At 69.1% G+C, this 26,954-nt stretch carries 19 protein-coding genes; 10 read left to right on the forward strand and 9 right to left on the reverse strand.

Annotation, left to right across the window (positions count from 1 at the left end):
* The first annotated feature begins 547 nt into the window (after nt 1-547).
* From ABZW17_RS16345 to ABZW17_RS16355, 3 genes are all read left to right on the forward strand, one after another.
* Nucleotides 548-943: a hypothetical protein gene (locus ABZW17_RS16345; protein ID WP_354814038.1), complete on the forward strand. Its 396-nt coding sequence runs from the start codon at nt 548-550 to the stop codon at nt 941-943.
* 41 nt (nt 944-984) lie between these two features.
* A complete protein-coding gene (gene dprA / locus ABZW17_RS16350; RefSeq protein WP_354814040.1) occupies nt 985-1,962 on the forward strand; it encodes a DNA-processing protein DprA in 978 nt (325 codons plus the stop codon).
* A gap of 168 nt (nt 1,963-2,130) precedes the next feature.
* Nucleotides 2,131-3,129 (forward strand): hypothetical protein, encoded by a 999-nt coding sequence (locus ABZW17_RS16355; protein ID WP_354814042.1) that lies wholly within the window; start codon nt 2,131-2,133, stop codon nt 3,127-3,129.
* Nucleotides 3,130-3,205: 76 nt separating this feature from the next.
* On the opposite strand, the gene ABZW17_RS16360 is transcribed toward ABZW17_RS16355, so the two are convergent.
* Both ABZW17_RS16360 and ABZW17_RS16365 read right to left on the reverse strand, forming a co-directional pair.
* The gene (locus ABZW17_RS16360) at nt 3,206-3,874 is read right to left on the reverse strand and encodes a hypothetical protein (protein ID WP_354814044.1); all 669 of its coding nucleotides are present in this window, start codon (nt 3,872-3,874) and stop codon (nt 3,206-3,208) included.
* A 77-nt stretch (nt 3,875-3,951) separates the two neighbouring features.
* Entirely contained in the window at nt 3,952-10,164 is a 6,213-nt protein-coding gene (locus tag ABZW17_RS16365) for a PA14 domain-containing protein (RefSeq protein ID WP_354814046.1), read from the reverse strand.
* 172 nt (nt 10,165-10,336) lie between these two features.
* On the opposite strand from ABZW17_RS16365, the gene ABZW17_RS16370 reads away from it, so the two are divergent.
* From ABZW17_RS16370 to ABZW17_RS16385, 4 genes are all read left to right on the forward strand, one after another.
* Complete coding sequence (locus ABZW17_RS16370) at nt 10,337-11,755, forward strand: DUF932 domain-containing protein (RefSeq protein ID WP_354814048.1); 1,419 nt, start codon at nt 10,337-10,339, stop codon at nt 11,753-11,755.
* Nucleotides 11,756-11,811: 56 nt separating this feature from the next.
* Nucleotides 11,812-12,018 carry a hypothetical protein gene (locus ABZW17_RS16375; protein ID WP_354814050.1) on the forward strand — a complete coding sequence of 69 codons (207 nt, stop codon included), beginning with the start codon at nt 11,812-11,814 and terminating at the stop codon, nt 12,016-12,018.
* A 249-nt stretch (nt 12,019-12,267) separates the two neighbouring features.
* Nucleotides 12,268-12,489: a hypothetical protein gene (locus ABZW17_RS16380; RefSeq protein ID WP_354814052.1), complete on the forward strand. Its 222-nt coding sequence runs from the start codon at nt 12,268-12,270 to the stop codon at nt 12,487-12,489.
* Nucleotides 12,490-12,795: 306 nt separating this feature from the next.
* A complete protein-coding gene (locus ABZW17_RS16385; RefSeq protein WP_354814054.1) occupies nt 12,796-13,146 on the forward strand; it encodes a helix-turn-helix transcriptional regulator in 351 nt (116 codons plus the stop codon).
* Between the two features lie 379 nt (nt 13,147-13,525).
* On the opposite strand, the gene ABZW17_RS16390 is transcribed toward ABZW17_RS16385, so the two are convergent.
* From ABZW17_RS16390 to ABZW17_RS16420, 7 genes are all read right to left on the reverse strand, one after another.
* Entirely contained in the window at nt 13,526-14,167 is a 642-nt protein-coding gene (locus ABZW17_RS16390) for a DUF998 domain-containing protein (RefSeq protein WP_354814056.1), read from the reverse strand.
* Nucleotides 14,168-14,259: 92 nt separating this feature from the next.
* A complete protein-coding gene (locus ABZW17_RS16395; RefSeq protein WP_354814058.1) occupies nt 14,260-15,810 on the reverse strand; it encodes an LCP family protein in 1,551 nt (516 codons plus the stop codon).
* A 434-nt stretch (nt 15,811-16,244) separates the two neighbouring features.
* Nucleotides 16,245-17,696, reverse strand: a complete 1,452-nt coding sequence (locus ABZW17_RS16400; protein ID WP_354814192.1) for an FtsW/RodA/SpoVE family cell cycle protein — start codon at nt 17,694-17,696, stop codon at nt 16,245-16,247.
* 202 nt (nt 17,697-17,898) lie between these two features.
* Nucleotides 17,899-18,276, reverse strand: a complete 378-nt coding sequence (locus ABZW17_RS16405; RefSeq protein WP_354814060.1) for a hypothetical protein — start codon at nt 18,274-18,276, stop codon at nt 17,899-17,901.
* Nucleotides 18,273-19,418, reverse strand: a complete 1,146-nt coding sequence (locus ABZW17_RS16410) for a cation:proton antiporter (RefSeq protein ID WP_354814062.1) — start codon at nt 19,416-19,418, stop codon at nt 18,273-18,275. The genes ABZW17_RS16405 and ABZW17_RS16410 overlap by 4 nt, the downstream gene beginning before the upstream one ends.
* Before the next feature lie 364 nt (nt 19,419-19,782).
* Nucleotides 19,783-21,132: a putative lipid II flippase FtsW gene (gene ftsW, locus ABZW17_RS16415; protein WP_354814064.1), complete on the reverse strand. Its 1,350-nt coding sequence runs from the start codon at nt 21,130-21,132 to the stop codon at nt 19,783-19,785.
* Nucleotides 21,133-21,210: 78 nt separating this feature from the next.
* Entirely contained in the window at nt 21,211-21,570 is a 360-nt protein-coding gene (locus ABZW17_RS16420) for a metalloregulator ArsR/SmtB family transcription factor (protein WP_354814066.1), read from the reverse strand.
* A 282-nt stretch (nt 21,571-21,852) separates the two neighbouring features.
* Here ABZW17_RS16420 and mgtA point away from each other — a divergent pair, with 282 nt between their 5' ends.
* The 3 genes from mgtA to ABZW17_RS16435 are packed head-to-tail and all read left to right on the forward strand — an operon-like array spanning nt 21,853 to nt 26,951.
* Entirely contained in the window at nt 21,853-24,450 is a 2,598-nt protein-coding gene (gene mgtA, locus ABZW17_RS16425) for a magnesium-translocating P-type ATPase (protein WP_354814068.1), read from the forward strand.
* Nucleotides 24,451-24,488: 38 nt separating this feature from the next.
* Nucleotides 24,489-25,208 carry an MgtC/SapB family protein gene (locus ABZW17_RS16430; RefSeq protein WP_354814070.1) on the forward strand — a complete coding sequence of 240 codons (720 nt, stop codon included), beginning with the start codon at nt 24,489-24,491 and terminating at the stop codon, nt 25,206-25,208.
* Between the two features lie 3 nt (nt 25,209-25,211).
* Nucleotides 25,212-26,951, forward strand: coding sequence for an ABC transporter permease subunit (locus tag ABZW17_RS16435; RefSeq protein ID WP_354814072.1), 1,740 nt, complete (start codon nt 25,212-25,214; stop codon nt 26,949-26,951).
* Nucleotides 26,952-26,954 lie beyond the last annotated feature (3 nt).

Genomic DNA, 26,954 nt, shown 5'->3' on the forward strand with positions numbered 1-26,954 from the left:
GCAGCGGATCGTCAACGCACGCACGGAAACCGACGCACCGCCCAGGACTGCCTCGGCCTGGAAACCGCGGCGCGTTGAAAGCGGATGGTGCGTCGTCGGTCTAAGTTTCGGCTCGGGGCAGGCGCCCTCCCCAGAGACCTGGCCCCGAGCCGGGAACCCTGTGACCGCCTGGGGGTCGAGCGGTTCAAGGTCCCCAGAAGGGTCCATTGTGGTCGCTCCCTGTGGACCACCGTGGATCACCTTCTGACACCAGAGTGCCTCGAAAACCAACAATTCGCCACAAGTGTTGCGGAATTTCTGGTAATAACTTTGAGTGTCATCGCGTGCGCGAACCGCAGTATTCGGCGACGACCTCCCCCACCGCGCGACCACGGCTCGACGTGGCTGCCGCACGAGTGCAGCAGACCCGCGGGTCCGGGGCAAGCCCACGGTCCACGAAGGACACAACCGTCATCCTCCGGCCGGCTTGCCCCGGACCCGCGGGGCCCGCCGGACAAGGCCGCGTCCACAGCCCACCCGGGCCGCGGCCATCGAGGAGGAATCCGTGTTGAAGTACTTCGTCTCCACCCACCGCACTCAAGGCGAACGGGACAACGACTCCAACGACCTTCCGGGGACGGAACTGGTCGATCTTCCCGGCGAATGCCACGAGGACCCGGACTCTCCCATCTGCGGCTGCGCCCGCAGCTTCGTCGGCATCACCAGCCGGCAGACCTCGACCACCGCCGAGGTCGTCGCAACCGACATGACCGCCGCGGAATACATCGGCCGGTTCCACGCCGGCCTCCTCGCCCTCGGCTGGAAAGACAACGTCGAGACGCGCAACGGTGTCATCGACGCCGCCGTGGAGCTGCTGCTGCTCGCCGCCATGTGGCCGACGGGCACCGTCGTCGAACGCCGCGGCCGCGAAATCCGCGTGCGGCGCTTCCCCGCCGAATCCTGAACGCCCACCGCCTGCCCAGCAGCTCGCCCGAAGGAGCCTTCATGTCCTGGTCCACCGACGAGCGGCGTGCCCGCGCGTTTCTCCAGCACGCCGCCGAACCCACCAACCCGATCCTCGCCCGCTACGTCACCGACGTCGGGCCCGTCGACGCCGCCCACCACGTCGCCGAACGCACCGCACCCACCGACGTCCTCACCAAAACCCGCCACGACGTCGACTGGACCCGCGCCGACGCCACCCTGCGCACCGCCGCCGAGCTCGGCGCCCGCTTCGTCATCCCCGAAGACGACGAGTGGCCGGCCGACGTCGTCGGTGGCCTGAGCACCCTGTCCGCAGACGACGCCGACCTCGGTGGGCTACCCCTGGGCCTCTGGATCCAGGGGAAGCCACGGCTGGACGAGCTGGCGTCCGCGCGGTCGGTCGCGATCGTGGGAGCACGGGCCGCCACCCAGTACGGCGAACACCACGCCACCGAATTCGGCTACACCCTCGCGTCTCGGGATGTCACGGTGTGGAGCGGCGCCGCCTACGGCATCGACGGCGCAGCCCACCGCGGAGCACTGGCCACCGATCGCCGAGCCTGCACCGTCGCCGTCCTGGCATGCGGGCTCGACTGCGGCTACCCGGCCGGACACGTGGGCCTGCTCCAGCGGATCGCGTCCTCCGGCGCGGTCGTCTCCGAGTACCCGCCCGGCACACCGCCCGCGCGGCACCGGTTTCTTCTACGCCACCGGCTGCTCGCCGCGCTCACCCGCGCGACGGTTGTTGTCGAAGCTGGCCAGTGCAGCGGCGCCCTCCACGCCGCGGGCCTGGCCGACAAGCTCGGCCGACCCGTCCTCGCCCTCCCGGGTCCGCTGTCGTCGGCCGCGTCCGCCGGGTGCCACCGGCTGATCCAGGACGGCACGGCCCGTCTGGTCACCTCGGCCGACGACGTCATCGCAGTGATCGAGCAGTCCGAGGAGGAGGTGGACCCGGAACCGGAGGCGGCGACCCCGGTGGACGAGACCGACCGACGCTAGCGCGCGCCCCGACGGCGGCCCGCACCTCACGCTGCCCCCGGTGACCTCGGGCAGCGCCAGGGCCGCCATCGGGCGCGCGCTCAAGGCGGTGGCGGCTCACACCTTCGTGGGCCGCCACCGCCTCCCCGGGCTCATGCGCTGGGGAGGCCGAGCTGAGGAGCGCCGACCGTGACCGCGTACCTGACCCCCGGTGAACTGATCGGATCCCTGCCCGACACCCGCGCCGACACCCTCCACGTCATCGCTCTGCCCTCCCACCTGGACAGCCCTGTTCCGTGGCGGCTGACGTCGCCGGCCGGCGTGGCGTTCCCGATCAGCCTCGTGCGGGGCATGACCACCACCGAGCTCGCCTGGCACGTGCAGGCGGCGCTACCAGCCGACCGCGACACCGACCTGGTCGTCGTCGTGATCGCCGAGAGCCACTCCTGGAACGGGCTGCCGCTGCGGGCCGCGATCGCCGCGCTCGAGGCCGACCTGCACCCCGCCGGGCACACCGTCCTCGGCCGATACTGCGCCCCGCACACCCGCCCCGGCGCCCCCTGGCGCGACTACCGCCGCCCCACCCACCTCGGCACCGTCATCGCCCCACGCACCGACCTCGACTTCGCCGCACCGGTCCAGCTCGGCGGGGACGCCCCGACCCCGACCTGGGGCCTGCCCTTCACCGACGCCGGCGAGACCCTGCCGGCCCACCTCGGTCGGTTCGCCTGCCGGGTCGTGCCGCTGCTGATGCGGCGCGGGGACGAGGCCATCCGGATCGTCGCCCATGCCATCATCCAGGCCGGCCGCGGCGAACTCGTCGACGACGTCGGCGCCTTCGCGACCGTGACCGCGCTGGCCGACAACGCCGTCTACGGGCCGCTGCTCCTCCCACCGAACGAGGTCGACCCGCAGCGGGTCGAGCAGCTGTGGATGGCCCTCTACCGCGGCAGCCAAGACCCTGCTGCCCGCGACCGACTGGCCACCTTGATCGCGGCCAGCGCCGTCCGCCGCGGCGACCGCCACCTCACCGCCTCCGCCCTCGCCCACACCCACGGAGCGCCCGGCGCCACCACCGTCGGGCTGCTGTTCCAACAGCACGCCACCGCCGAGGTCATCGAGCAGCAGCTGGACCAGACCGCCGGCCAGATCGGCACTATGCCCTCGGTCAGCGCGAAGCGCTGGTAGACCAGGTTCCGGCACGCCTGGTCGGCGGCGATGTCCCAAGGCGTCGTGCGCGCTCGGAGCCCGGAAAATGACAACGCTAACCAGCGTTGTCAGGAGGCGGTGTTCGCAGCTCCAGGAAGAGACCACCATCGTCGGATTTTTCAGAAACCCCGAGAAGTGGAACTTCTATTCCATACTGACCGTTCTCGGCAGCCAAGGATATCAAAGTCGAACGACTATCGCCGATCGCCTGCGTTATGCGTTTGACGAGCGCCTCATTCGAGTCTTCACCCAAATCATCACCATCACCGCGAAGAAGATGCCAGATGCGAGACGATGACGAGGCAAAATCCGAGGCAGCGGAGGCGGCAAACCACTTCCGGTCGTCACCGTCGAAAGATCCAGCCTCGGGCGGGTAAGCATCAATTATCATAGTCGCCCCAGCCTCTGCCGCATAACGGAGAGCCGAGAACGACATGAAGAATTCGCCTTGCTGATCGTCATCAGGAAACAGGCCAATGAAATAGCATAGGGCCGCCTGTTTCTCTCGAAGAAGAGGAGAGCCCGACTTCGTATTCAGCAGCGCGTTATTCAGCAGCGCGCAAAGCTGACGCAAGTCGTCATCGAGCGTCGACGAGTCGTCACGATCAAGAATGCCGAACTCAGCACTGCCGTCTTTAGCGAACTCGACGGATAGCTTTTCGGTGCGCAGCAGCGACGAGTACTCGCCGCTACGCACCGATTCGACCGACAGGAAGGCACTCACACAATGTGTCCCCCGCTGAACGTAAATCACTAGTCACCCTTCAATTTTATGGGCGTGTGTATGCCGGCCACTGCCAGTCAGAAGCATATGACGATACAGAATTCCGGTCGCCCTACGCTGAACCAGCTACCGCTCCAGCCTCGTCCCACGTTGAAGGGATAATACACTCCGCCGCTGACATATCCGAAGTCGTCACCCCTGAACGGGGTGGACCACTGTGGAACCCATCCGGAGAGGTCATACCCCGGGTCACGGCGATCGGCGAGGTGACGTCCGTCGAGCCGCCGGCTCTCCAGGTAGTCCCAGATGTTGCCTTCGACATCGTGCGCGCCCTTGACCCTCGCGTCACCGTTGTGGAGGTTGATCTCAAGGTCGGGGTTGCTGCGTCGTCCGCCGCCCATACCTCTCTTGACTCGGTGGATTGCTTCGCGGATCTGCTTTTCCGATCGGCCGAAGTGTTTCGCGACTTTGCCGACCCGATGAGTCCACTCGCCGTGAGAGCTGTGCGCTCGGTGGATGCGGTGATGTGAACTGCCGCGGTGGCGGTGACTGCGGGTTCCGTCGAGGTCGGTGGAGTTGATCGGATCCGCGTTGACGTAGTCGTAGTCGTTGGCGGAGCCGCCGGCCACGGGATCGACGGACAGGAATCGGCCCAATGTCGGCAGGTAGGGCCTGGCGCCCATCTGCACGAGGGCCAGCGAGCCGGCGTGTTCGTAGAGGCGCTGATGCTGGCCGAGCCATCCGTAGTCGGCCTGACCGGGCTGATTGTCGGGTACGGCGTCACTGTCGGGGGCTCCCGCAGGGGTCACGGGTTCGCCATAGGGGGTATAGAAGCGAAGCGGTCCGAATTGCTTTCCGGCGTTGTCGCAGGTCGCCGCCAGGTCGCCGCGAATTGTCGGCAGATCCCACGTCGTGGCGCCGCCATCGGCGCGAATGGTATAGATGACGCCGCCGGGAAGGCTGATCGTCCGGCTCAGCAACTTTTTGTCCGTTGCGGAGAGGACCAGGTCGGCGCTGTCTCCCGCGCCGGTGTAGGAGTACAGCTCGTCGCTGTTGGCGTCGCCCTGTGCGACGGCGCGACGGATGATGCGATCGGTCGCGTCGCGCACGTATCCGATGTCCGCCGGATCGCTTCCGGTGGTGCGCACCGTCAAGTTGCGGTCGTCGGCGTCCCAGCCGAAGCTGGTGGTGCCGCCTGGAGCGACGAGTTGGGTCGTGTTTCCGTGAGCGTCATAGGTGACACTGGTGAGAGTGGTAGCGCCGGTGGTGGCGAGCAGCCGGTCGGCAGCGTCATAGCAGTAGTTGGTGGTGCCGGTACCGATCGCCGTCTGGTCGAGCAGCCGGACACGGTTGGTGTTCAGGCCGGCGTTGACTTGAGTGCCGGTCGGACAGTCGGAGGCGGCGTTGGACGTGAAGTCGTAGTTGTAGTGATGGCCAGCTATGTAGGCTTCGGTGAGACGGCCGATCGAGTCGTAGCCGTAGTTGGCGCCTTCTGGTCGTGCGTCGATTCCGGCGAGCGACTCGTCGATGATGGTTCCGGCGCGGGTCCTGGTGACCTGCGTGGCGAGTGCCGTTCCGTCGCTAGTTGTCCACGGCAGGGCAGTGATTTCGCCTGCGTCGTTCTTGCTCGGCTTCCCAAGGGTCGTCCCGTTCGCGTACGTCGCACCGGATGGCTCTCCGGCCGCGTCGTAGGTTGCGGTGGCCAGCACGGTGTTGCCCAGCTTGGTGGTGAGTGGCCGTCCGGCATCGTCGTAGGTGGAGGTCATCGTCTGGGCGGCATCGCTGCCGTTGGGCGGCGTCACGGTTTCGGAGGCCGCCCGGCCGACCTGGTCGTAGCTGGTGTCGGTGCGGGTGCCGTGCACGTCGGTGTAGGAGGTGACTCGACCGAGCAGATCCGTTCGCGTGCTCACCGTGCCGTTCAGATCGGAAACCGAGGTGAGCAGGGGGTCGCCCCCGACCGCGTGGTTGGTGATGACCGTACGTTCCCCCACGGTGGCGTTCGCGGGAACATGCAGTGACACCACGCGGCCACGCGAGTCGTAGGTGGTGCACACCCAGTCCCCGGAGGTGGCCTTGGCGACCACTCGGCCGGACGCGTCATAGACGAGTTCGTCGGTACGCGCGTTTCCGGCCGCCGGCGTCGCCGAGACAGTCAGTTTCGGCCGGCCGCCTTGGTTGACGGCGAGACTGCCAGCGATGCAGGGATTGCTCCGGGTCTCGGTGTCGCCGTAGTAGCTGGTAGTGGTGACGGCGTTGGTGGGCATCGTGCGCGTTGTGGGGCGCAGATAGCCGTTGCCGGCGGGTTCGTAGCTCGCTGCGACCGTCGTCGCGGTGGTTCCGCTCCCTCCGGTTGTCCGGCTCGGGAGACCGTACGCCGCGTCCAAGCCGCTCTGGTCGTACTGTGTGGTGACGACCTTGTCCGGTACACCGTCGGACTCGGACTCAACCGTCGACGTGGTCAGACCATAACGGGGCCGCAGCTGCGAGCCGGGAACGGGCTGCTGGGTGCCGGACGGTGTGGTCCAGTGCAGTTCCAGCTGGGCGGTGAGGTCGAACTCGTAGTAGTCGACGCGGATCCGTTTGGCCTGGCCCGCAGTGTCGGCGTGCACGACACCTTGGCGCCACTTCGCGCTGGTGTTGATCCAGTCGTCGATGACGAGCTGGTCGTCGACCCAGACACGGACGCCGTCGTTGGCGAGCAGCCGCAGTGTGTAGTCACCAGCGGCGGGAAAGACGAGATCGCCTGCCGCACGCAGCGAGAAGTGGTCTGCAGGAATTCCAGCGGTGGGTGCCGCGCTACCCCAGTCCTTCACAAATGTGCCGTCCGCGGTACCGAGTCCGGTGGTGTATGCCTTCGGGGTGCCGGAGAGCTGGTCGTTGTCGTACCAGGACACGGTGAGGCCGTTGATGCCTTCGTCGTAGCCGGTGTGGTTGTGCGGGACAGTGGCAGAGCAGGCCGCGGTCGGGTTCTGACCGGTGAAACAAGACGCCGGCGCCGGCCCATAGGTATCGGTGACCCGGTCGGCGTAGTCGTAGACCGTGGTCGACACCCGTCCCGCGGCGTCGGTTGAAGTCAGTCCCTGGTCCTTGACGTTCCACGTTTCGCTGGTGGCGCGGCCGGTCGCGTCGGTGGTGGACAGGGCGCGGTCTGCGTTGTCGTAGGTGACCTTGGAGTAGAACCCGGTCGCCGGGCTGAGGCCGGCAACGTCGACGAACGTCTGCCGGTTCGCCGGGTCGTAGCGGTAGGTCCGGCCCGAACGCGGCTGGCCGATGGCGGGCACGGCGAAGCTGATGCCGATGGCCTTGGGCTTCGCGGACGTGTCGTAGCTGATCGTCGTGGTCAGGTCGCCTTCGTTGGCCTTGCGATTGGCCGGGTCGGCGGCGATCCAGTCGTTGGCCAGGCTGCTGCGGGTCCCGGCGAGCAGGCCCTGGGCGTTGTAGCCGTAGTCGGTGATCTCCGAGCCGGGGTCCTCGATCCGGCCCAGGCTCAAAGTTCCCGTGCCGGTGTACCAGAGGCGGGTCTCGGTGCCGTCCCAGTAGGTGATGCGGCACAGCATCTGCGACGGCGGCAGTGCCGCGGCTCCGGGCGGCGGGGTGACGCCGCCGTAGCAGTCGTCGCCCGGGCGGTTGTAGTGCAGCACGTGCGACCGCTGCGAGACCGGGTCCTTGATCTCCCGCAGCCGCGACGGGGTCCCGTCATAGAGGTACTGCAGCGTGGCCGGTTTGCGGCCGTCGAGCACGCTGGTCTGGGTGTCCAGCTTGCCGTCGGCGCGGAAGACATAGATCGCGCCGCCCTCGTTGAGGGTGATCTTGCCGGCGGTGTCGAGGGCGATGGTGCCGTCCTCGTTGTCCGGAGAGGTGTAGCCGCCGGCGCTCTTCTTGGTCCAGGTGTGCTTGGCGCCGGTGGCGTCGGTCAGCACGATGTTCTGGTCGGTGACCTTGGCCTCGGTGTAGCTCGAGCCGTCACCGTCCAGGTCCGCCGACAGCGTCCAGCCCTGGGGCAGCACCGGCAGGTCGGAGGTGAACAGCCAGTCGGCGGGGACGATCTGCGGAGCGACCGTGGTGTTGTCGGCGGTGCGGACGAACAGCCGCATCTTCGCCGCGCCCATCGCTTCGGCGTTCTCCACCTTGATCGGGACGCGTTGCCCGGCGGTTAAAGAAACGTTGCTGGACTGGGTCCAGTTCAGGTCGCTGGCAGTGTTGACTTCGTAGACCTTGGTGCCGTTGATCCACACGGTACCGCCGTCGTCGTGCACCCCGGCGAACTGGTAGGTCCCAGTGACGGGGGCCTGGAAGAAGCCCTCCCAGCGGGCGACGAACCAGTCCGCGGGCAACGCCGGCGCGAACGGCGAATCGGTTCCCCAGTCAACGTTGACCTGCGGCTCGGTCCGCACCAGCACCGGCTGCTGCGCATCATTGATGATCCCGTTGTGCGAGAGGTCGACGAAGTAGGACGCCTTGAGGCCCTTGTTCTCCACCTGCTGGGAGTTGTAGGTGAAGCTCAGCCCGGCATTGCCGCCGACTGTGGTGAACGTGGGCGTCTGCTCGGCGGTGGAGACATTGCCGTTGGCCAGGTTGACACTCACCGGTCCCGCGGTGTCCACCGGCGACGGGCCGTGGTCACCGATCCGCTGGTCGATCTTCAGGTGCCCGATCCAGGTCGGGGTGATCGTGGTGGCGCCGCTGTAGGTCATCGCCTGCCAGGTATAGGCGACACCGTCCTGAAGGACCCCTGCCGGCACCGTCCACGTCGGAGTGGTCAGGCAGCCGGACTCGACGACGACACCGGACTTGCCGTCGGCGCCGGTGGCGATCCGGAAGCAGTACTTCACCGCATCACCGTCCGGGTCCGTCACCGGTGCGACCGACAACGTCGGCGTCAGCGACGTCGACACCGTCCCGTCCAGCGGGGCGACCAGCGTCGTGGCCGGCGCCGGAGAACCCGTGTCCACCGTGAGGGTGGCGTTGAGGTTCTTGTAGGTCCAGGTGCCCGGGTTCTCGGCACCGAGCAGCATGAACGAGACGTTGCTGTCACGGGCGTTGACCCGGGTGCGTAGGAAATCGGTGAACGCCTGGCTGGAGAACGAACCCACGTCGCCGACCAGAGCACTGGCCAGGAACGGTCCGACAGCGTTGAAGTTGTTGTCCAGGGCGTGGTAGAGGTTCGCGTTCCAGGTCTTCACAGAGCCGACGACGCTGGTGTTGCGGGTGACGTCCACGCTCGCGCCGACCACGGTCTTGCCCCACAGCGGCGAGTAGTCGAAGTGCGCCACCGACCGGTTGTAAGTGTCACCGTTGGCCTGGCTGTTGCCGATCCGCAGACCGCAGTTGGTGCAGTTGGTGCCATCCGAGCGGTAGGCGAAGGAGAACTGGACGCCGAACGTCACCGTCGGGTCCACGAACACCGGATACACGCGCTTGGGGTCACGCAGCCAGTTCGCGTCGATCGCGACCGTCAGCCACCAGTCCTTGCCGGACTTGTCGAGGGTGTAGGCGCCGCCGGTCATCGCCGGCGCCGTCACCCCGCCGCCCGCGGAATCCCAGGTCTCGATCGGCGGCAACACGAACTTCGCCGCACCTGCCGCATCGGCCAACGTCACCGACCCGTTCTGCTCCAGCTTGGGCGTCAGGTCACCGGTGGTGAGCTTGAACTTCCACGACGAGCGCCCATCGGCCGGCGGACGCTTGAGCTTGATGGACTCCTTGACCGCACCCGGGGTGATCTCGTAGTCCAGGTCCGTGCCCGCGGCGACCTCCGGGTAGGTGACCGAGTCGCCCTTCACCGCCGCCGACGCCGGCGCCGCCTGGTCCAGCGCCAGGCCCGCGGTGTGCCCGCCAGACTCGACCTGCAGCACCGCCGCGTCGTTGGCCTTGGTCGCCAGCGACGGGCTCAACGGATGGTGGTCCGCCTCGGCGCGCTTGGTCGACGGATCGGTCTCCAACGTGGTCTGAACCGGCTGCCAGTTCCCGGCCGCGTCCTGCACGTTCATCGGCTGGCTCGACTGCCGCACCGAGTGCGTGCCATCGACGTTGACGTACTCGGTCAAGTACATCGACCGCGACACCGGCCTCGACCGCTGCGGATCGAAATGCGACCCCGCACCCCCGTCCAACCGGGACTGAGCGGCGAAATCCGCCTTCGACGGCGCCTCTGCTGTTGCCGGCACCGGCGTGGCCGACGGCAGCAACCCGACCTCACGCGGATCGATCGGCGACGCCGCAGCCGCAGCCAGAGGCGCCGCGACCATCGCTTCCACGGTGCCGGCCAGCAATGCCAACACCAGCAGCACGATGAGTGATCTCGTCCGGCCCAACCCACGAACATGCCTTACCCGCAGCACGGCCCACCCTCCCCTGCACGACACGCGACGCGTACCGCACCTCAACCGCCCACTGCGAGCGCTCGCCCCGTGGGTAGAACGCGAGCAAACAGAGTTATGTCCGTTTCGCCCGCTTGACCTGGTGTTTTTCCAGGATTCGTCGATCACATCGGAAAAACCTCACGCCCTCGTTACACCGTCGAATGAGACGCAAGGCACAGTTGACGAGCTGCGAAGAAGCCGTTCCAGGCTCCGCCGTCGAGCCGTCGAGCCGTCGAGCCGTCGAGCCGTCGAGCCGTCGAGCCGTCGAGCCGTCGAGCCGTCGAGCCGTCGAGCCGTCGGGCACGCCGCCCCCGTGGGCGTCGCAGCGGCAATCAGCCCAGCGAACCAGGCCCACGCCGGCGGTGCACGACCACCAGTCCGCACCGCGGGCTCGATCTCGGGCTCGGGCCTGTGCACCGCCGGCGCTCGCCCTGGTGAGTCGTGGCCGTTCACCCCGCGAGCCCGCCGCCCCCGGCGTCAAGCCCGCACCACTCACATCGAAAGGGCGATCTCCGTGTCGAAGGAAACCAGCACGTGGCTCAACACCAACGTCCTCATCGGATTCACCGACCAACGCGGCCACGCCTGGCACTACCGCGCCGACCACCAAGGCACCGAACCGAACCACTACCCCGGCCCGATCCCCATCACCGAGGTCAAACGGCGCCTGTTCGGCTGGACCGCCGAACCGGCCCGGGTCCTGGTCGAAGACCGGTTCGGGCTCCGCCTCGCCGAGCACCACCTGGGCGTGACCACCTCCGACACCGGCGACATCCTCGCCATCCACACCGACGAATACGGCATCCACCAGTACGGCACCTGGCTGCTGGACAACGTCGCCGCACTGCTTGACGACGGCCTCGCCATCGGCTCTGCCGGGCTGCTGCGCGACCGCAAGCAAGCGTGGGTCAGCGTCGAAGTCTCCGACAACATCACCACCCCCGAAGGCGTGGAGTTCCGGCCCAACCTGCTCGCCTGCTCCAGCCATGACGCCAGCCTGAAAACTCGCTACAAGCGGGTCGTCACCAACGTCGTGTGCGACAACACCATGAACATCGGGCTGTGCGAAGACGGCCAGGAAGTCGCCGTCGTCCACAAGCGCAACAGCGCCCTGCAACTGCTCTCTGCCCGAGACGCCCTGCAGATCGTGCACACCGTCGCCGACGACTTCGCCGCCGAAGTCAAAAAACTGTGCCAGACCACGGTCACCGACCGGGCTTGGAAAGCCTTCCTCGACGCCCGCACCCCGATCCCCGAGCAGCCGGGCCGGGGGCGCACCAACGCCACCAAGAAACGCTCGGCGCTGACCCGGTTGTGGACCAGCGACAGCCGCGTCAGCCCGTGGAAGAACACCGGGTGGGGTGTGCTGCAGGCCGTCAACACCCACCTCACCCACGAGGCCGTCATCCGCGGCGCCACCCGTGCCGAACGGAACATGACCCGGGTGATGACCGGTGAACTGGCCAAGCACGACCGCACCGCCGCCGCGACCCTGCACAACGTCCTCGCCGCACTCTGAGCGCCCTCCGGTCCCCGCCCACACTCGCTGCTCCAGCTCACGAAAGGACTTCCGCCATGAGCACCAGCACCATCCCGCCGATGACGTGCGGCACCGACGGCTGCACGAACACCGGTCACGGGATTTCGATCGCGGTGTCGCGCCCGAGTATCTATCGCTGCCCCGACTGCATTGCCTGTCTGGACGCCCTCGCCCCTCGCTGGATCCGCGGGTTCACCGACGAGCGCGCCTACGCCGACCGCAAACCGAACTCGCGCACCTGAACGCGACAGCGCTGCGAGAGCAGGCCGCGCCGGTCCTGGCCGTGATCAGGAAGGCGTGAGAGGCGTTCACGATGCTGGCCGACCTCGTCGGCCCGGCGCTGGCCGCGACGCGATCACCGCGATAGTCAACGCCGGCGACGACGTCATCGACTGCTCTGTCACCAACTGGCGGGCCGCCTACCGCTGCCCCGAGCGCCACCCGCGCCCGCGCCGGCCCGCGCGGCTTACCGGTTCGATTACGTCTGGACGGTGCGTGTCGACGACCGCGCCGTCGGGACCGTCCGTCGCGTCGCCGCCGGCGTGCTCGACCGCTACGAGCCCCGCGCCCTCACCGGTTCCGTGCTCCGTCCCGATCTGCCCGACGACGAGCAGCCCCGCTACGACTCCGTCCACGCCGCCACCGACGCTCTCATCGCATGGACGGCCGATCGCGAGCTCACGGCCGATGCCGTGGCTCCCGGCCATCCGTGACTTCGCGGTGCTGTGCGGCCTCGATCACGCGACCAGGTCCCGCGACACCGGTCAAGGCCACACCTCGACACGTCAACGTCCTGCCTGCAGGTACGGGGCCTTGACCGGCGCCACGGCGGGACCTGGGTGACCGCGGTCGTCCGCACACCACACCACGCGAGGCCACCTGAATGAACCGGGAATCCCCGAGCGGCACGCCTTCCCCCGGGCGAGCCGGCTCCCGGTTCGGGGCTGGCCGGGCCAGCGCACGCGCCGCGCTGCCCGGCCAGCCCCCTCGCCTCGCCACCTGCCATCGGAGATCCGAGCATGTCCCAGCCAGCCACACTGACCGCTACCGAACGGGAAGTCCTCGACGACGTCGCCCGCGGCCTGAGCAACATCCAGATCGCGCTCAAGCAGTTCCGGTCACCCGAAACCATCCGCACCCACGTGAAGAACATCCTCGCCAAGCTGAAGGCCCGCAACCGCGCACACGCCGTCGCCATCGCCCACGAAACCGGCATCCTCCCATGCCCGCTCCCGCACCTGCCGACAACGCAGGCACTACCGCAGCGGGTGCCGCCACCGGGCCACGCGAGGTGCGAACCCGGGCAGCCGGGCCGTGCGGCATCCACACCCGCTCGTCACGGCGTCCGCCACAGGCGAGGGCGGCGATGACAGAGCCGACGCTGTTCTCGCTCGAGAACCAGCGCGGGAGCCGTCCGCTCGACGTGGTGTCCTTGGGCTGCCGGGCTGGAAAGCTCCGCTTAGCTCACCCTCCTGCAGGCAGCACTGCGCGGCATCGCCAAATGTGAATGACCTCCAGTACGAAATCCGGCAAGTCACAACCATCCAGGCCGAATTGCCGCCTCGACTGCACACGGAGAACGAGGCCGCCGATGGACGCTCCGCGCAGGCTAAAGGAGGTTTCCGCCGTCTTCGGAATTGTGCACTGCCACCGAGGCCGGGTGCACTGCTTGATTGAGCAGGCATTGCGCTGACGGCTTGCGCAGGCGCCGGACTCGTGCGGTTACGAAGGGCCGGTCAGGCCCGCCCCTCAGGTTGTCAACGAGGGCAAGTCCGAGACATCCCCGGCCGTCGCGGGGCGGACCCAGCGAGCGAGCACGACCAGCAACACCAGCTCGATGGCTGCCATCGCCCGCTCCACCAACCCGGTCGCCACAGTCGGCAGGCGCCCGCCAAGCACAACGTCAGCGGTGAACGGAACGATGAACGGCAGGAAGAACGGGATCGTGGCCAGCGCCAGGCCCCGTGACCACGCCGCCGACCGCCGCCAGCTCGGCTCGTGGCGGTGGCGGCGCCCCAGCAGCCAACCCGCCAGCGGCAGACTCACGCACGAGATCGTGGTCGCACCCAGGTGGGCCTTGCCGGTCGCGGTGACCGCGCCGCCCTGAGGATCCTTGCTGAACACCGCGACCGCCAGCACACTCAGGCACCACACAACCATCGCCGACAGCTCCAGCCGGCCCACCAGCACCCGGCGGCGGTACAGCACTGCGAGCACCACTGCCGACCCGGCGGCGATCATCACCAACGCCGTATCCCACATCCACCAACCAGGACACCACGCATAGTCCGACAACATCCCGGTCACTGGATTGATCGGTCCCCACCGAGGGTCCACGTGCAACACCGTCAGCAGCCCGCCCGCGACGGCGAACACGACCTGCGCGGTCACTATCCCCACCTGGCAGCGGCGCCCGGCGAGCAGGGCGGGGACCGCCGACAACGGTACAGGAACGGGCACGGCTCGGGACTCCTCGTGAACACTCAGTTGACGCAGGGGATGCCGCTGCCGTCGACCGTGCCGCCCTGCGGCCCGGCGGCCGGAGGCGGTTCGTTCACGGACGTCGGTCCGGCCGACATCGAGGCTGAGGCGTGGACGCCGGGTGGGGTGTCGGCGCCGTGCGGGCCGAGCGTGGCCGGCAAGGCGAAGCCGGTGCCGAGGGTGATCCGGACGTGTCCCCTCGGCAGATGGCTGTCGGCCGCGACCGGCAGCCCGCCCAGCAGTGACGCCGCCGCGGCGGCGTCACTTTGCGCGCCCGCGCCGTAGGCGACAGCCGATGCGGCGGGAGCGGCACTGGTCCGCTCGCCGGCACGGAACCCGTAGGGCGTCAGCGCCTGCGTCACGGCCGCGGCGAGGCCGGTCTTGCCGGTGGTGTTGCGGACGTCGATCGTGGCCGACGCCTTCACCTGCGGGGTCGACGGCGGTGGGGTGGCGATGCCGAACGCGGTACGCACGGCGGCCCGCACCTGCTCTGTGTCGACCTTGTTCACGTCCTGCCCGTTGACTTTTTCGTACCCGGCGATCGGCAGCGTGGTGAACTCGAGGTTGCCGCCGGTGAGGTTCTGCGCCTGCTGCGCGAAGGACAGGATGTCCCACCCGGCGGAGATCACCACGTCCTTCTTCGCCGTGTCGATGAGGTCCTGCAGCTTGCCCAGGTCGGTGAAGGTGCCGGCGCTGCGCAGCTTGTGCGCCGCAGAGGCGATGAACGCCTGCTGCCGGTGGGTGCGGTCCAGGTCCCCGTTGTCGAGGCCGTGGCGCTGCCGCACGAACGAGAGCGCCTGCGACCCGTTGAGCGTCTGGTGCCCGGCGGGGAAGTCCGCGCCCGAGTAGCTGTCCTTGACCGGGTGGTTCAGGCAGACTTCGACGCCGCCGAGTGCGGTGGCCAGGTCGTAGAAGCCGGCGAGGTTGATCTCGGCGAACCGGTCGATCGGCACGTCCAGGAAGTTCCGGACGGTCTCGAGGGTTTTCTTCCGGCCCGCTTCGCGGCCTTGATGTTCCAGCTCGGCCCTGTCGGTGATGCCCTGCTTGGCGAATTGCTGTTCGGCATAGAACTTGGCCAATCCGTACGCTTCTTTGATCTTCGCGTGGGTGTAGCCGGGGATCCCCGCGACGGGAACGTAGTCGTCGCGGGGGATCGAGACCGCCGAGACCTTGCCGCCGTCGCCGGGGATGTGCATGAGGATCAGGGTGTTGGTGTTGTAGCCGCCTTCGGTGCCGTCCCCGGCATGCAGCTGGTCTAGGATCTCCTTGGGCAGCTGGTTGCCGTCCTGGTCCTTGCGCGAGTCCAGCCCGATCAGCAGGATGTTCTGGTCCTGGCCGGTGGATCTCGGCCCATTCGCGTTAAGGGCGTCGGAGGTGCTCAGGCCGTCGACGAGGCTGGTCAGCATGGTCGAGGCCACCCCGGTGCCGGTCAGCACCAGCAACGACGCCAGTCCGAACGCGACCCGGCCCGCGACCAAGGCCGGACGCCGCCGACGGCGTGCGGCGGCCGCAGTCGCGGCAGCGGTGCGGACCGTGCGAGCTTCCCGGTCCACGCGATTCCCGGCCGCTGCGGGCTGTCCGGCGGCCGGCCGTGGCGGAGTGGGCCGACGACGGGCGGGCGGAACCGGCGGCGTTCGACGCTGCTCGTGATCCACGCTCCACCCCCATCACTCTCCTCGGAGCACACCTCCGCCCGGCCGGCACTCTTCGGTGCGCCGCGCGCGACGCCCCTGCCCAGGGACCCGTGCCGTGTGCGGCGCACCGTGATCGTACCGAGAGGCCGCTGAGGTTTTGATGAGTGAAAGGACCGTGAGCTGCCGGAAATCGGCGTCCAGAGAGGACGGCGCGCCCTCAACGTCTTCTCAATGACTCCGTCGCACACTCGGTGCAGACGTCCGCCCCGACGTTGAAGAGGAACCATCCCGGTGGTCGCACCCGACAGCCACGGACCCGCCGGAAGATCGGCCAAGCCCTCCGATTTCCGGCATCACCGTGACGGGGCCGGCGGTGCGCCCGGGACGCTGACCAGCACGGTGTGCGCGTCGGCCAAGGGCGCCTGGCGTGACGGTGGCGCCGCCGGGCGGGGCGCGGGCCGCCGGGCCGTATCGGAAATCCGCAGCAGCAGCGCCACGAGGATGTAGTTCGCGAGCAGTGACGAGCCGCCCTTGGACAGGAACGGAGCGGTGATCCCGGTTTCCGGGATCAGCTTCGTGACCCCGCCGACGACCACGAAGATCTGCATCACGACCGCGAAGGACAAGCCGACACCGAGCAGCTTCCCGAACGTGTCCCGCACCGCCAGCGCGGCCCGCATGCCGCGCATCGCGAGGATCAGGTAGATCATCAGAATCGCCGCGAGACCGACGAATCCGAGTTCCTCGCCGATCGCCGCGGTGATGAAGTCGGTGCTCGCCTCGGGCACCATGTCCGGCCGGCCCGAGCCCAGTCCGGTGCCGCCGACGCCACCGGTCGCGATCCCGAACAGTCCTTGGGCCAGCTGGTAGCCCCCGCCGGGCTGGTCGTAGGTGGCCAGTGGGTCGATCCAGTTCGCCACGCGCTGGCGGACGTGGTTGAACAGCAGGTAGGCGAGCACGCAGCCGGCGGCGAACACGACGAGCCCGAGCCCGACCCAGATGCCGCGCTCGGTGGCGACGTAGATCAGCACGAGTACGATCCCGAAGAACAGCAGCGCCGCCCCGAGCTCCTTTTCGAAGGCCAGGACGCCCATGCAGCCCAGCGCGGCGATCAGGATCGGACCGAGGTCGCGGGCGCGCGGAAGCTCGATGCCGAACACTTTCCTGCCCGCTGACATGAACACGTCGCGCTTCGCCACGAGGAACGATGCGAAGAACACCAGCAGCAGGATCTTCGCGAACTCACCGGGCTGAATCGACAACGGGCCGAGCTTGATCCACACTTTCGCCCCGTTCACCTCTGAGATCGCGCTGGGCAGCACGGCCGGCAGTGCGACGGCGACGATCCCGGCCAGTCCCGCGGTGTATCCGAACCGGGCCAGCCGCCGATGGTCCTTGACCACGATCAGCACGAGCAGGAACAGCGCCAGCGCGAGGACGGTCCACAGGACCTGCTTCGGCGCCTCGGCCGCGAAGGTGTCGTTGTTCTGGATGGCTTTCGCTTCCTGCGCCAAGTCGATCCGGTAGATCATCACCAGGCCGATCCCGTTGAGCAGGGCCGTGCACGGCAGGATGAGCGGGTCGGCGTGCGGTGCCCAGCGGCGGGTCGCGAAGTGCGCGACACCGAAGATGGCGAAGTACCCCAGCCCGTACCACAGCACGCTCTGGGTCAATTCGTGGTCCTGGTTGCTCTCCACCAGAACGAAAGCGAACACCACGATGACCGTGGCGAAGGCGAGCATCACCAGCTCGGTGCCGCGGCGCGTCATGGACCGCTGGGCCGGCACTTCGGGCGGCACGCCCATCACCACCCTCTTCAGACGGGCAATCATCGGTCCCGACAACCTCACCGGAGCCAGCGGACGTTATGTCCTGTGTGGACACATTTGAACGGCCCGGGCACACCGGCATCGTCACGAAGGACGACGGACAGCCGGAGCCGAGCTGTTCCCGATGCTATTCACCGTTCGCTGGCAAATCGCTGAGAAGCCCGGTGACACTGCCCGGTCAGATCAGCTTGCACGGAATGTCGGCGTTCTCGTCGAGGTGATGAGAGGCGCAGACACGGTGGTACCCATCGGCGACGAGGAGATTGTCGGTGGTCTCCAGGCCCGGGTGGCCGTGTCCGCGCACGAGCAGGACCGGCGAGAGGGCCCTGCCCTTCTTGACCTTGCGAAGGTCCTTGGCGACGTGGACGTTGTCTTCATCCAGCAGCTCCAGCCGGGCGGCCCGCAAGATGTCCTTGGCCTTGCGGTGGGTCAGCTCGGCCTGCCTGAGTTCCTCGACCAGGCGCGCGGCCGTCCGTTCGTCGGTGACCAGCGTCAGGTAGTCGAGAGCGGCCGGGTAGTCGTGCTCGTCGGGTTCGGTTTTCCAGTGTTCCTTCACGCGGACCTCCGTTGTTGCGTGCTACTGCGTGTCGCGGACCGCGCGGCCCACCCGGTCACCGCGACGCTGACCAGAGCGGCGGCCAGCATCGCGCCACCCTCGCCCGGAGCGAGCAGCTGCTCGCGGCTCCCGATGGTGACGGCCGCGACCGGGACGCCGAGCTGCGCACCGGCGAGCACCGCCAGCGACAGCGGCTGGCCGAGCACGCGGGTCGCGCCGTGCACGACGACCGTGCCGACAGCGAGCAGCACCGCGAGCACCAGCATCTCCGGGTGCCGGCCGAGCGCGCGCAGGTCGAGCGAAGCGCCGAGCCAGACGAAGAACACCGGGCTGAGGAACCCGTCGGTCACCGCGAACAACTGCTTGGCCAGCCGCCGGGGCTCGCCCACGGCAGCCAACACCAGCCCGGCCACGAATCCCGCGAGCATCACCGACACGCCGACGAGCTGGGCCAGCCCGGCCAGCCCGAACAGCACGATCAACGCGATCCGCAGCTCGAGCCCGAAATGCCGGGTCTTGCTCAGCTCGTGCGCCCGCTCCACCAGTCCGTCGGCGTGCAGCCGACGCAGCACGAGGAACCAAACCGCGCCGACGGCGATCACGGCGAGTGCGCGCAGTGCCGCGTGACCGGCCCGCGCGGGATCCTCCGCCAGCGGCAGGGCGACGATGCACGCGGTATCCGCGATCGCGACCTGCACGATCATCGCGATCACCGGCGGCGTGCCCGGTTTCGCCTCGTCGATCACCGGCATCACCAGAGCTGCCGAGCTGGAAGCGAGCAGAACCGCGTAGAGCAGGCCGTGCCCGGTACCGACCAGCGCAGCCACCCCGAGCCCGGCCGGCACCGACAGCACGCCGACGACCGCGGCGAGCAGCACGCCCCGGCCGCTCGCGACCCGCAACGCCGAGTCTCGCAGCGGCACGTGACTGCCGGCCACCAGCATGACGAGCGCAAAGCCGGCGGAAGCGACGAAGGACAGGATCGGGTCGTCGGCGTTCACCCAGCCGGCACCGGTGTGCCCGACCGCCACACCCACCAGGATCTCCCCGACCACGACCGGGACCCGGGCACAGCGCGGCGCCGCCAGCAGCGGACCGGCGAGTCCGGCCAGCAAGACCAGAGCCAGCGTGGACAGGTTCATCGGCGGGCTACCTCCGAACCTCGTCAGCGTCGCCACTCGGGGCCGGAATCACCACGTCACGCGGGAGGCAGAGCGAGCGGGTGCTCGCGACGTGCTGGGCGACCATCTGCGGAGCCACCGTGAGCGGCGAAGAGCGCCAGTAATCCGAGTACCCCGAGCACGACGTGGTCCGAGGCGAGGCAAACGGCGCACAGCACCGCCCACACGGCGAGCCTCATCCCCCGCAGTCCACTTCGGACATAATGCACTCCTCACGGCCATTCCGGAGAACAGCCATTCGCGCGTGCGGGCGTGAGCCGTCCTGAGGCGCGCGATGATATCCGTCTGATGCTGGCAAAACGCTGAGAACCGCAGCCGGTGCGCACTACCTGGGCGGCCCTCCGCCGCCACGCTCGCCGATGGGCACAACCGGGCGACGATCGGTCCGCCCATGCCGCCGCCGCTCGGTTCGCGGCGAGTCACGCGGTACCGACGGCCGCGTCGAGACCCCGGGTGCGGGCAAGCGCAGGAGCCGGCCGAGGCGGCCCGGGCCCAGGTGCGTCAGGTCCGCCACGGCTTGCGGCTCGTGCCGGGCGCAATGAGCGAGAAGGCCGAAAAGGAACATCGTGACCACCAGCGAAGTTCCACCGTAGGAGACCAGCGGGAGCGTGACACCGGTCACCGGCAGGACGTCGACCACGTAGCCAATGTTGATGGCAGCCTGAGTCACCAGGAGAACCGTGATCGTGGCGGCGACCATCCGGTTCCACGGGTCGCGATTGCGTGTGGCGATCCGGAAACCCACCACCGCCAGCGCCCCGAAGAGCGCGAGGACGACCACGCAGCCCACGAAGCCGAGTTCCTCGCCGACGAGCGCAAAGATGAAATCGTTCTGAACATCTGGCAGGTACTTCCACTTCGACGCACCTTGTCCCAGTCCCACGCCGAGCAGGCCGCCGTCGGCGAGCGCGTACTCCGCCTGCAGCGCCTGGTAGCCCGAACCCGACGCGTCGGTTCCGTCGGACACGAACGACAGTACCCGGGCCAGCCGGTACTGCGCGGCCACGGCCAGCACGACCACCCCCACCCCGGCCCCGAGCAGCAACGCCGCGAACAACCGCTTCGGCGCGCCGGCGAACCACAGCAGAGCCATCAGGACGATCCCGAGCGTGATCGTGCCGCTGAAGTTCGGCTGGGCCATCACCAGCGCGAACATCAGCAGCGCGGCCGGAACCACCGGCACCAGGAGATGGCGCCAGTACCGCAGAAGCCGGGCCTTCGTCACCAGGATGTGCGCTCCCCACAGGATGAGGGCGACCTTGGCGATCTCGACGGGCTGCACCGACAGCGGACCGAAGGAGAACCAGCGCCGGGCCCCCTCGGCCAGCGTCCCGAGCGGCGTGATCACCAGCACCAGCAGGACCAGCGCCCCGATCATCGCCGTCGGCGACGCCCGCCTGATCGCCGGCAACGGCAGCCGCAGCCCCGCCCACAACGCGACAAGCCCGGCGGCGATGGAGGCGAGGTGCCGGTAGAACGTGCCGTAGACACTCCCCCCGGCGTGCGGGTCGTACGCCGACGCCGAGGACGCCGACAGCACCATCACCGCACCGAGCAACGTCAACAGTCCACACAGGCACAAAACCAGGTGGAACGACGCCAGCGGACGGGAAAGCCACCCGAACACCGCCGCGTGCAGCCGCGCACCCCGGCCACCGCTCACCTCGGCTGCCACATCCGCCACCCCGCTGTCCGATCGATCTCCGGAGAGGCTCTCAATTGTGTCCTGATAGGACACTGAGAGAGGACGGCCTCAGGCGCCGCGGGTGCGGCGCGCCCGCGATGAACCGGTGCGGAGTTCCTGGTGGTGCCGGATGGCGAGCCGGACGATGTCGGCGACCTGGGGGTCGTCGATCGAATGGATCTGATGCTTGCCGTGGCGGCGGGCGCGGACGAGGCCGGCGAGCTTGAGCTTGCCGAGGTGATGGCTGACGGTGGCAACGCTCTGGCTGGTTTCCTCGGCGAGGGTCCCGACGTCGCGGTCGCCGTGAGCGAGCAGCCACAGCAGATGCAGCCGAACGGTGGCCGACAGCAGGCCGAAGGTCGTCGCGGCGTCCTGGAGCAGATCGGGCGGCAGCGCGTCGGGATAGGGTGGCGCAGGCACGGGGTACATCCTCTCGAGTGTCCCCACAGAGTGACGTAAGGACGGTCACTTGCACAAGTGTTTGACTGTTCGTGTCGGGTTGGGGTGTACTGGTGCCCGGTCGTCGCCCGCCGGGTGATGCAGCCTGTCGTGTGGAGGGAGGTGAGCCGGGTGACCGGCGAAGGAAGTAGTCGCCGCGACCGCGGGGACATCCGGCCCTCCCCGGCCGCGCCGGGGTAGACCCGGTGGTCCACGTGATCGCGCCGCTGTCGTCTCGTACAGCTGTGCCCTCGATGGACAGGACCCCACCCCATGACGCGTTTCCCCGGCGTGCCGCCCGAACTGGGCGACGCACCCGCGATCACGGTCTTCCACCGGCTCGAAAGCTCGCCGAAGGGCCTCACCGAAGCCGAGGCCGCCGACCGGCTGCGCCGCTTCGGTGACAACCGCCCCGATCCCGCTGTCGCGACGGGAGTGGCCAAGCGCGGATGGGTTGCGGCCCGCAGCCCGTTCGTGGCGCTGCTGGCCGCCCTCGGTCTGGTCTTCGCGGTGGTCGGCGACCTCCGCGGCGGCGTGACCGTGGCCGCGATGGTGGCGCTGAACGTGCTGCTGCGGTTCTGGCAGCAGGCACGGTCCGAGCGGGCGGTCGGTGCCGTGCGGGCCACGGTCAGCACTACGGCCACCGTCCGACGCCGGGCCGGCGAGGGCTTCCCGGGCGCCGAACGCGAGGTGCCGACGGCCGACCTCGTCCCCGGCGACCTGGTGCTGCTCGGGCCGGGCGACGTGGTGGCCGCGGACGTCCGGGTGGTCGCGGCCGCGGACCTGGTGGTGGACCAGTCGGCGTTGTCCGGCGAGGCGCTGCCGGTGGCGAAGCGGGTGCCCGCACCACGCCGGCGACCACCGGCGTCGCCGACGGGACTCGTGGACGCGCCGGCGGTCGTGCTCGCCGGGACGTCGGTGGTCGGCGGTACCGCGACCGCGGTCGTGGTCGCCACCGGCGCCGGGACGTACTTCGGGTCCCTCGCCACGCAGTCCTCGGCGCCGCGCACCGAATCCAGCTTCGACCACGGCGTCCGCCGCGTGGGCTGGACGCTGGTGCGGTTCATGCTGGTGATGGTGCCGATCGTGCTCGTGGTCAACGGCACGGTCACCGGGAACTGGGCGCAGGCAGCGATGTTCGCGGTCGCCGTCGCGGTCGGCCTGACACCGGAGATGCTGCCGGTGATCGTCACGACAAACCTGGCCCGTGGCGCGGCCGCGTTGTCTCACCGGAAGGTGATCGTCAAGCGGCTCAACGCAATCCAGGACCTGGCCGCGATGGACGTGCTGTGCGTGGACAAGACCGGCACCCTGACCCAGGACCGCGTCGCCTTCGCGCACAGCATCGACGCCGACGGCCGCCCGGACGGCGAAGCCGCCGAATACGCCTACCTCGCGGTGCACTTCCAGGCCGACCGGCGCGACCGGCTCGACGAGGCGATCCTCGCGCAGCTCGCCGAGCCGGACGACGACCTCGTGACCGACGCGCTGTTCACCAAGGTCGACGAGCTGGGCTTCGACCACGCTCGCCGCCGCGCGACCACAGTCGTCCACCGCGCAGGCGCCCACATCATGATCACAAAGGGGGATCCGGACGAGATCCTGCCCCGCTGCGGCCACGCCCGCCGCGCCGGTGAACTGGCCAGGCTGACCGACGCGGCCCGGGCCGAAGTGACCGACCTCGTCCGGGCACACACCGAGCACGGCATGCGGCTGCTGGCCGTCGCCGCCCGCGAGCGCCCGGCCCGCCCCGGCCGCTACACCGAGGACGACGAGACCGGCCTGATCCTGGTCGGGTTCATCGGGTTCGTCGACCCGGTCCGCGACGGCGCGAGCGAAGCCGTCCGGACACTGTCCCGGCGCGGGATCACGGTGAAGATCCTGACCGGCGACAACCGCCACGCCGCGGCGCGCGTGGCCGAACAGGTCGGGGTCCCGGTCGGCGACGTCGTGCTCGGCAGCGACGTCGAGCGGGCCGACGACGCCGATCTGCGCGTGCTGACCGAGCGAACGACGGTGTTCGCCAAGCTCGCCCCCGCGCACAAGGCTCGGATCGTAGCGGCGCTGCGGGCGCAGGGCCGGGTTGTCGGGTTCATCGGTGACGGCGTCAACGACGTCACCGCGCTGCGGGCCGCCGACGTCGGCATCGCCCCCGACACCGCGACCGACGCGGCGAAGAACGCCGCCGACCTGGTGATGCTGGAGCGCGACCTCGGCGTGCTCGCCCGCGGTGTCGTCGAGGGCCGCCGCACGCTGGGCAACACGCTGAAGTACGTCAACATCACCGCCGCGTCGAACTTCGGGAACGTGCTGACCGTGCTCGCGGCGAGCGCGTTCCTGCCGTTTCTCCCCATCCTGCCGATCCAGCTCGTGGTCGCGAACCTGCTCTACGACCTCGCCCAGCTCGCGCTGGCCTGGGACCGCGTCGACGAGGAGTACCTGAGCGCGCCACGGCGCTGGGACGCGCGCGGGCTGACCCGGTTCATGCTCGTGTTCGGCCCGCTGAGCTCCGTGTTCGACCTCTCGACGTTCGCCGTGCTGTGGTGGGTGTTCGGCGCCGGCGCCGACCCGCTGCTGTTCCAGACGGGCTGGTTCGCCGAAAGCCTGCTCTCCCAGCTTCTGGTGATGCTGGTCCTGCGCAGCCGGGCCGGGTTCGCCCGGGGCGCCCGCCCCACTCGCGTGGTCGTGGCCGCGGCGACGGGTGCCGGGCTGACCGGGCTGCTGCTGCCGCTGTCGCCCCTGGCCGGGCCGCTGCGCCTGCACCAGCTGCCCGGCGGCTACCTGCTGTGGCTGGTCCTCGTCCTGGTGACCTACGCCGTGGCAGCGCAGCTGGCCAAACGGCTCCACGGCCGCCGCCCCGCCTGGTGGTAACCGCCCTCTCCATCTACCTGACCGAAAGTGAGCGCAGGATGACGACTGCGGAGATGCTGCTGCGCCTGGGCAGCGGTGTCGGACTCGGCACGGTGATCGGCTTCGAGCGCCAGTACCGGGCCCGGATGGCCGGGTTGCGCACCAACGCGCTGGTCGCGGCGGGCGCGACGCTGTTCGTGCTGCTGTCCGCGCACGGGTTCACCGGCGCGGGCGCCGATCCGACGCGGGTGGCGGCGCAGATCGTGTCCGGGATCGGGTTCCTCGGCGCCGGGGTCATCCTGCGTGAGGGCCTGACCGTGCGAGGCCTCAACACCGCGGCGACCCTGTGGTGCTCGGCGGCGGTGGGATCCCTCGCCGGCACCGGGCTGTACGTCGAGGCGACGGCGGGCACGGTCGTGGTGGTGGCGGTGAACGTGGCGCTGCGCCCGCTCGGGCGCGCTGTCGATCGCCGGCCGGACACTCGCACCGAAACTCCCGCCACCTACACCTTTCGCGCGGTGACCCGCGATGACGCCGAGGCACACGTGCGCACCCTGCTCGTGCAATCGTTGTCGCGCACGGACTTCGCGCTGCAGTCCATCGAAAGCCTCAATGCGGCCAGCGACGGCCAGGTGGAGGTGCGCGCGGACCTGTCGGCCGGGCAGCGCGACGACAAGCAGATGGAGTCCGCGGTGTCCCGGCTGTCGCTGGAGCCCTCGGTGACCAGCGTCCGCTGGCAGGTCACCACCCCCGACCACGACGATACCGAGGACAGGTGAACCATGTCCTTGCTGCGAACCTTCCCGACCAAGGGCGTGCTCGCGCGACCGCGGCGCACCCTCGCCGACATCGCGGTGTTCCTCGGCGCTGCCGCGCTACTGTGGCTGGTGGTGCGCCTGGCGCACGGTGCCGCCGGTCCGTGGACACCGGCGACCGCACCGTCCACAGTGTCCACCGATCCGGCCGAACTCCCCTACTACGCCGGGCGTTCGCTGCTGCGGATGTTCCTCGCGCTGGTGGCCTCGGTGGTCTTCACCTTCGTCTACGCGACGGCCGCCGCCCGGCTGCGGCGCGCGGAGAAGGTGCTGCTGCCGGCGTTGGACATCCTGCAGTCGGTGCCGATCCTCGGCTTCCTCTCGGTGACGATCACCGGGTTCATCGCCCTGTTCCCGGGTTCGGAACTGGGCCTGGAGTGCGCGTCGATCTTCGCGATCTTCACGTCCCAGGCATGGAACATGACCTTCGCGTTCTACCACTCGCTGGTCTCCCAGCCACGCGAACTGGACGAGGCCGCGCGCGATCTGCGGCTCTCGCGGTGGCAGCGGTTCTGGCGGGTGGACGTGCCGGGCGGGATGATCCCGCTGATCTGGAACGGGATGATGAGCTTCGGCGGCGGCTGGTTCTTCCTCACCGCCTCCGAAGCCCTCAGCGTCGACAACCGCTCCTACGCCCTGCCCGGCATCGGCGCCTATGTCGCCGCCGCCTCCGACGAGGGCGCTCTGGGCAAGGTACTGCTCGCCGTCGCCGTCATGGTCGTCATGGTGGTTGGGGTCAACGTGCTGTTCTGGCGCCCGCTGACCGCCTGGTCCGAACGATTCCGGATCGAATACTCCGAGACCGCCCAGGCGCCCCGGAGCCTCACCTTGGACCTGCTGCGCCGCTCCCGGGTCCCGGCCCTGCTGGGCCGGGTGTTCGGGCCGCTGGTGCACCCGATCGACCGGGTGATGGCCGGGTTCGGGCTCGCCGAACGCCCCCTGCGGGTCTCGCCGGCGCGCCGCCGGGCCGGGGACGTCGTGTTCACCGCAGCGGTGCTCGCGCTGATCGGCTACAGCTTCGTCCGGATGGTCGCCTTCATCGCCGGCACCGCCGGGTTCGGCGAGGTCGCCCACGCCCTGCTGCTCGGGCTGATCACCTTCGCCCGGGTACTCGTGCTGGTCGCGGTCGCGACGGCGGTGTGGGTGCCGGTCGGGGTGTGGATCGGGCTCAACCCCAGGGTGTCCCGGCTGGCCCAGCCGGTCGTGCAGGTGCTCGCGTCGTTCCCGGCGAACTTCCTGTTCCCACTGATCACCGCCGTCCTCGTCGCAACCGGGATCTCGCTGAACTGGGGCGGCATCCTGCTCATGTCCCTGGGGGCGCAGTGGTACATCTTGTTCAACGTGATCGCCGGGGCCAGCGCGGTCCCCAACGACCTGCGCGAAGCCGCCGCCAACCTGCGGCTCCCGCGGAAGCTGTGGTGGCGCAGGCTGGTCCTGCCGGCGATCTTCCCCAGCTACGTCACCGGCGGGATCACCGCCGCCGGCGGTGCGTGGAACGCCTCCATCGTCGCCGAAGTCGTCTCCTACAACGGGCTCACCCTCACCGCGACCGGGCTCGGTGCCTACATCAAGGACGCCACCAGCGCCGGGAACGCCGGACAGATCCTGATCGGTGTCGCGGTGATGAGCCTCTACGTCGTCGGCCTCAACCGGCTGTTCTGGCGACGCCTGTATGCCCTGGCCGAACGCCGCTTCTCCCTGTCCTGAAAC

Origin of the sequence: Amycolatopsis sp. NPDC004625 (assembly GCF_040609695.1) — a bacterium.
Taxonomy (GTDB): Bacteria; Actinomycetota; Actinomycetes; order Mycobacteriales; family Pseudonocardiaceae; genus Amycolatopsis.

Excerpts from the sequence above, each read along its gene's own strand:
- ABZW17_RS16420 (WP_354814066.1), bottom strand. The coding sequence starts at position 21,570 with ATGTACCCCGTGCCTGCGCCACCCTATCCCGACGCGCTGCCGCCCGAT.
- ABZW17_RS16430 (WP_354814070.1), top strand. The coding sequence starts at position 24,489 with ATGACGACTGCGGAGATGCTGCTGCGCCTGGGCAGCGGTGTCGGACTC.
- ABZW17_RS16375 (WP_354814050.1), top strand. The coding sequence starts at position 11,812 with ATGAGCACCAGCACCATCCCGCCGATGACGTGCGGCACCGACGGCTGC.
- ABZW17_RS16410 (WP_354814062.1), bottom strand. The coding sequence starts at position 19,418 with ATGAACCTGTCCACGCTGGCTCTGGTCTTGCTGGCCGGACTCGCCGGT.
- ABZW17_RS16400 (WP_354814192.1), bottom strand. The coding sequence starts at position 17,696 with ATGGGCGTGCCGCCCGAAGTGCCGGCCCAGCGGTCCATGACGCGCCGC.
- mgtA (WP_354814068.1), top strand. The coding sequence starts at position 21,853 with ATGACGCGTTTCCCCGGCGTGCCGCCCGAACTGGGCGACGCACCCGCG.
- dprA (WP_354814040.1), top strand. The coding sequence starts at position 985 with ATGTCCTGGTCCACCGACGAGCGGCGTGCCCGCGCGTTTCTCCAGCAC.
- ABZW17_RS16435 (WP_354814072.1), top strand. The coding sequence starts at position 25,212 with ATGTCCTTGCTGCGAACCTTCCCGACCAAGGGCGTGCTCGCGCGACCG.
- ABZW17_RS16385 (WP_354814054.1), top strand. The coding sequence starts at position 12,796 with ATGTCCCAGCCAGCCACACTGACCGCTACCGAACGGGAAGTCCTCGAC.